Origin of the sequence: Carnobacterium sp. (genome assembly GCF_032094055.1) — a bacterium.
Taxonomy (GTDB): Bacteria; Bacillota; Bacilli; order Lactobacillales; family Carnobacteriaceae; genus Carnobacterium_A.
In genome coordinates this window covers 1-4,642 of the sequence record NZ_DAMDAK010000126.1, presented here as the reverse complement: position 1 = coordinate 4,642, position 4,642 = coordinate 1, and the positions used below count along the sequence as shown (strand labels likewise).

Here is a 4,642-nt window from a genome sequence, read left to right as displayed (position 1 = left end):
ACCTAATAAAGCGGCTGCTGTAGACCATAAAGGAGAAACTCCATAAGCAATCAGGCTTGCACAAATTGCTGCTCCAAGCGGAAAGCTTCCTTCCGCCGTTAAATCAGCAATGTCCAATATGCGAAAAGTTAAATAAACACCAATAGCCATGATTGACCATAATAAACCTTGTGAGATGCTGGATAATAAGATACTCATAATTATGAAATTCTCCCTTTTTTATTTCTTATTTTGGTACGCTAATGCTTTCAGGATCTATGCCTAGAGCTTTAGCCATTTCTTCGTTAATAACCAGTTCTAAGTTTTTTGAAGTTTCAATAGAAAGTTCGGCTGGATCAGCACCTTCCTTGATGATTTTCAAAGCCAATTCTGCTGTTTGTCCGCCTAAATCAGAATAGTTGATGCCATAAGTTGCTAAAGCTCCTGCGTCTACCATCTCTGCTGAACCTGGAACAACTGGTAGTTTGTACTCTGTCGCGATTTCCCCAACAGTCGGCATAGTACTTGCTAATGTGTTATCTGTAGGAATATAAACAGCTTCAACTTCTTGCGCTAAAGTCGTCATAACTTGTTGCACATCATTTGTCGTTGTTACGGTTAAAACCTTCACTTTTACTCCTTGGTCTTCAAGGGCTTTTTCAGCTAAATCAGCTTGGATTTTTGAATTTGGTTCGCTGGAGTTATAGATAATTCCAATTGTCTTTGCTTCTGGAGCTATTGATAACAACAAAGCAATTTGCTCTTCAATGGGAACCATATCACTTGTACCAGTCAAATTACCTCCCGGTTTTTCCGTACTCTCAACTAATCCTGCATCAACTGGATCTGTAACAGCTGTAAATAAAATAGGGTCTTCTTTTGTACTGTTCGCTACTGCTTGAGCAGCAGGAGTTGCAATTGTCAGGATGACATCATTTTCTCCAGCTAATCGCTCACTCATACTTTGCAGATTAGACTGATCTCCTTGCGCATTTTGGTAATCTACCGTTAAGTTTTCCCCCTCAACATATCCCTCTTCTTCCAGCTTAGCTAAAAAACCTTTGCGTGCTAACGATAAAGAGTCATGTTCCATATACTGCAATATTCCTATATTGATCTCTTCTCCTTTATCTGCTTTATCAGAATTGCCGCATGCTGCTAATACCAATCCTGCAGTTAGTGCTACTAGACTTAATAATGTTTTCTTCATTTTCTTTTCCTCCTCGTTTTTATGTTCTTTATCAAACGGAGCTAAGCAATAAACTAAAAAACACCCACTTAGATAATAAACAATCTAAGTGGGTGTTTCGTTTATTTTAAATAAAAATAAAATAAGGTCATCTATGCACCACTTAGATTAAAATTTCATCTATGTGGTACAATCAGCTCAATACAAAATGCCTTAGCCATCATAGATACAAACATTACTGTTTCCTGTTTGTATCCAAGTCTTCCCTGTCTACAAACAGTTTCTAAAATAGCTAAAGAAATAATTATTTAGTTGTAGAGAAGATACTGGTAAGCAGTTCATATTGAATTCCTCGCAATCCGTATTTGATAATACTTAGTATAAAAACAAAAGAACCTATTGTCAACAATTTTATTAAATAATTCTCATTTACTTATTAATCAGAACTCATACTGTGATTTTTCTACCATCCTTTTTCCCGTTACTCCTTGCTTTTTTTCTCAAAAGTTAGGTTTTTTTATAACTTTTTGATATAATCAACGGAGTAACTTTCTCTAACTAAGAATATGAGGTGAATTAAATTTGAAAGAACCGAAAAAAGACACTATTTCACTGTTCTTAACAAAAATCAAATCCTTTTTTGTTGCTGAAGGACAAAAACTAAAAAAGAAATGGGTCTCTTTCAAACATAATGATAAAGTAGCTAAACCCCAATCGGTCAAGGAGGAGCCACATTCTGACATCGTACCGGATAGTCAAACTCGTTCAGAAAAAGAACAAAGAACAAAGAATACACGTAAACAAACAGATTTGGATTCTGCAACTCCCAGCAATAAATTTGTTGCTGGTTTATTAGCTCTTAAAGGATGGTTCATGATGAAAGGAAAAAATTTAAAACAAACTTTCAGCACTAAATCTTCTTCTGGGAAGCATCAAAAGCAGGAAGAAAAGGAAGAGCAGCGCTCCTCCCATCATACTGTTTTATTTGGCTTCAATGTAGGTTATACTGTCTTAAAAAATCTTTTTATAGCATTTATTGTCATTTTTTTAATTGGCACTGCTTTTGCAGGCGGAGCTGGTTTAGGTTATTTTGCCTATCTCGTTTCACAAGATGAGCCTCCTACTTATGAAGAAATGAACGCAGACATCAAAAATATAGAAACGACTTCTTCTATTTATTATGCCGGTGGAGAATTGATCAGCGATTTGAGAACAGACTTAAAAAGAACTTCTATTCCTTTAGCTGATATGTCTCCACTTGTTCAACACGCTATTGTCGCAACAGAAGATGAATACTTCTATAAGCATAAAGGTGTTGTCCCTAAAGCTGTTGCTCGTGCTTTATTTCAAGAAGTAATTGGATCGTCTTCTACTTCAGGCGGATCTACTCTTACACAACAGCTGATTAAGCAGCAAATTTTAACAAATGAAGTTTCATTTAAACGAAAAGCAAATGAAATCTTACTCGCTTATCGTTTAGAAAATTATTTTACAAAAGATGAGATTCTAGAAGCTTATTTAAATGTTTCTCCATTTGGCCGCAATAATCGCGGGGAGAATATTGCGGGTCTTCATGAAGCTGCCTTAGGAATATTTGGCGTTTCTCCTAGCGATCTAACATTGCCGCAAGCTGCTTTTATTGCTGGGTTACCACAAAACCCCATTATTTATAGTCCATATACACAGAATGGAGAAACTAAAGAAGATCTGGCTCCAGGATTATCTCGAAAAGACGAAGTCCTTTTTAGAATGTTCCGTGAAGGATATATCAATAAAAAAGAATATGCAGATGCTAAATCATATGATTTAACTGCTGATTTTGTTCAACAAGATAGTTCAAATCAGCCAAATAACTCTTACCTTTACAATGCTGTTGAAAAAGAAGCTCGCAAAATCTTAATGGAAAAATTATATACAGCCGATAAATTAACGGCTTCAGACTTAGCAGCTGATAAAAGTTTGTATGATGAATATTACGAAAAAGCTGATCAACAATTACGAATGAAAGGCTATAAGATCCATTCGACTATTGATAAACCTGTCTACGAAGCTATGCAGAATGTAGTCGCTGCTAACGCAGACAGCTTAGGTTATAAAAAAGAAATTAATTGGACTAATCCAGACACTGGTGAAACGACGACGATCATTGAGCCGGTTCAAAATGGTAGTGTCTTAATGAATAATGCTACTGGGGCTATCATTTCTTTTGTCGGCGGTGTGGATTTTGAGCTTTCACAAATCAACCATGCGTTAGATATGAAGGGTCGCTCACCCGGCTCAACAATTAAACCCCTTTTAGTGTACGCACCTGCCCTAGAAAATGGTACCATTACTCCAGCGACTATCGTTCCAGAAACTAAACTAGTCGTGCCTGATGGAACAAATGGAACTCATGAAATTACCAATGATGGTGGACAAGTACCCAATACGTGGGTTAGTGCACGTGAAGGTTTAGCAAAATCAAGTAACTTAGTTACAACAAGAATTTATTTAGAAATGCAGAAATCATTTGTTCCTGGAGAATATCTGCCAAAAATGGGTATTGGAACAGATTCAATTTCTGAAAAAGAATATGCTAATGCGGCTTTAGCCATTGGCGGAACAGAAGGCGGCGCATCTGTGTTAGAACAAACAAATGCATTTGCTACTTTAGCTAATAAAGGAACGTATACGGAAAATTATATGATCGAATCTATCGAAGATTCATCCGGTACTGTTATTTATCAGCACGAAACTAAGTCAAATCCGGTCTTCTCCCCTCAAACAGCTTATCTCACTATTGATATGCTGCGAGACGTTTTAGATGCCGGAACGGCTACCGAAGTTAAAGGTCAGTTGAATTTTAGTGCAGATTTAGCTGGAAAAACGGGTACTTCTGAAAATCAAAAAGATATTTGGTTTGTTGCTAGTACCCCTCAAGTAACATTAGGGTCTTGGATTGGCTATGATAATTCTGTTGAAGATAATTATTTAGATAATTATTCAGGAGTTGGCAGTTCTGGTCGACGGAATCGTGCTTTTTGGGCCAAACTTGCGAATGCTGTTAATAATGCTAACCCAGCTATTATGGGTGCAAATCAGTCTTTCCAACAACCAGAAGGAATCGTTTCTACTACAGTTAATAAAAAAACGGGGATGAAAGCTGGGAAAGTTACTTTAGGTAACGGTAAAGTTGCTACTGTCTCTGGGGAAACACAGACAGAAATCTTTAATAACCAATTCCTTCCTGGAACAACAACTTATAATTTTGCTATTGGAGCAAATGAAAAAGAGTTGCAAGACTATTGGGGCGGAATTGCATCTGCGGAAGCTAAAGAAAAAGCCCAAAAAAAAGCTAAAGAAGAAGCAGATAAAAAAGCTAAAGCCGATGCTGAGAAGAAAGCCAAAGCTGAATCTGACGCTAAGGCTAAAGCTGACGCTGAGAAAAAAGCCAAAGCTGAATCTGACGCTAAGGCTAAAGCTGATGCTGAGAAA

Annotated in this window: 2 protein-coding genes and 1 pseudogene; 1 reads left to right on the top strand and 2 read right to left on the bottom strand. The window is 37.0% G+C overall.

The genetic code is table 11. The features are described from left to right. Together RT405_RS13025 and RT405_RS13020 are read right to left on the bottom strand one after the other, a co-directional pair. Positions 1-198 (bottom strand): annotated as a pseudogene (locus tag RT405_RS13025) (ABC transporter permease); the annotation flags it as partial. A gap of 28 nt (positions 199-226) precedes the next feature. After that, on the bottom strand, positions 227-1,189 hold the full coding sequence (locus tag RT405_RS13020; RefSeq protein ID WP_313470246.1) for an ABC transporter substrate-binding protein: 963 nt from the start codon (positions 1,187-1,189) through the stop codon (positions 227-229). Between the two features lie 561 nt (positions 1,190-1,750). Here RT405_RS13020 and RT405_RS13015 point away from each other — a divergent pair. Continuing rightward, on the top strand, positions 1,751-4,642 hold a 2,892-nt coding region (locus RT405_RS13015), incomplete at its 3' end, for a transglycosylase domain-containing protein (protein ID WP_313470245.1).

Coding starts and splice junctions, on each gene's coding strand:
- RT405_RS13020 (WP_313470246.1), bottom strand. CDS start 1,189: ATGAAGAAAACATTATTAAGTCTAGTAGCACTAACTGCAGGATTGGTA.